The 1,135-nt window shown below is 78.8% G+C and carries 1 protein-coding gene; it reads left to right on the top strand.

What is annotated here, in order from left to right; translation table 11 throughout:
- A partial coding sequence (locus ABD067_RS22980; RefSeq protein WP_343897741.1) for an ATP-binding cassette domain-containing protein occupies nucleotides 1–1,135 on the top strand: 1,135 nt, incomplete at both ends.

The raw sequence follows: 1,135 nt of genomic DNA, 5'->3' as shown, positions 1-1,135 counted from the left end.
CGCTGCTGGTCGCCGACGCCGCGCGCTGCGCCGAGGCGGTGGAGGCGATGGGCCTCTTGCCGGCGCTGGTGCGGCGCTGGGCGGTCTCGCTCGCGCGCGGCGCCTCGGACCTGCGCCGGGCGCAGCGCGGCGCCCGCATCGCCGCCGCGGCGGCGGCCACGCTCTACGGCTTCGCCGCGAGCGGCGCCCTGGTGGTGGGCGTGCTGGCGATCGTCGCCGGCTCCGACGTCGGCTACGGCCTGCTCGCCGGCTTGTTGCTCACGGCGCGGGTCATGGAGCCCTTTTCGCGCCTCGGCCCTGCGCTGGAAGAGGCCTCGTCCGTCCGCGCCGCCTGGGCGCGGCTGGACGCGCTGCTGCGCGAGGCCGACGCGGCCCCGGCGCGCGAAACCCGCGCCTACCCCTGCCCGCACGGCAGGCTGACGATCGAGGACGCCACCTTCGCCCACCCCGGCGCGCCGCGCGCGCTGCTGCGCAACATCCGCCTCGCGCTGGAGCCGGGCGAGGTGGTGGCGGTCTGCGGCCCGCCGGGCTGCGGGAAGTCGAGCCTGCTCGGCCTGGTGCTCGGCACGCGCAAACCGATCGCCGGCGGCGTCTTCCTCGACGGCCACGCCACCGCGCACTGGGACCGCGAGGACCTCGCCCGCCACGTCGGCTACCTGCCGCAGGACCCCGCGCTGACGGAGGGCACCGTGGCCGAAGCCATCGCCCGCCTCTCGCCCGAGCCCGACATGGCCGCGGTGTTGCGCGCGACCCGCCTGGCGGGGGCGGAGCGGATGGTCGCCGGCCTGCCGGACGGCTTCGCCACGCGCCTCGGCGGGACGCTCCGCCTGTCCATGGGCCAACGCCAGCGCATCGCCCTGGCGCGCGCGGTGTACGGCCGCCCGCGGCTGGTGGTGCTGGACGAGCCCGCGGCCTTCCTCGACGCCGAAGGCGAGGCGGCCGTGGCGCGGCTCGTCGGCGCCCTGGCGTCCTCCGGCGTTTCGGTGCTGCTGGTGTCGCACCGGGAAGCGCTGCTCGCGCTCGCCGGCCGGGTGCTGGCGCTGCGCGACGGCATGCTCGTCCCGGCCTCCGGGCCGCAGTCGCGCCGGTTGCTCACCGCGCCGCGAACCCCGGCGGCGCCCCGCCTCGGCGCGCC

Origin of the sequence: Craurococcus roseus, assembly GCF_039523795.1 — a bacterium.
GTDB lineage: Bacteria > Pseudomonadota > Alphaproteobacteria > Acetobacterales > Acetobacteraceae > Craurococcus > Craurococcus roseus.
This window is presented reverse-complemented; position numbering and strand designations above follow the sequence as displayed.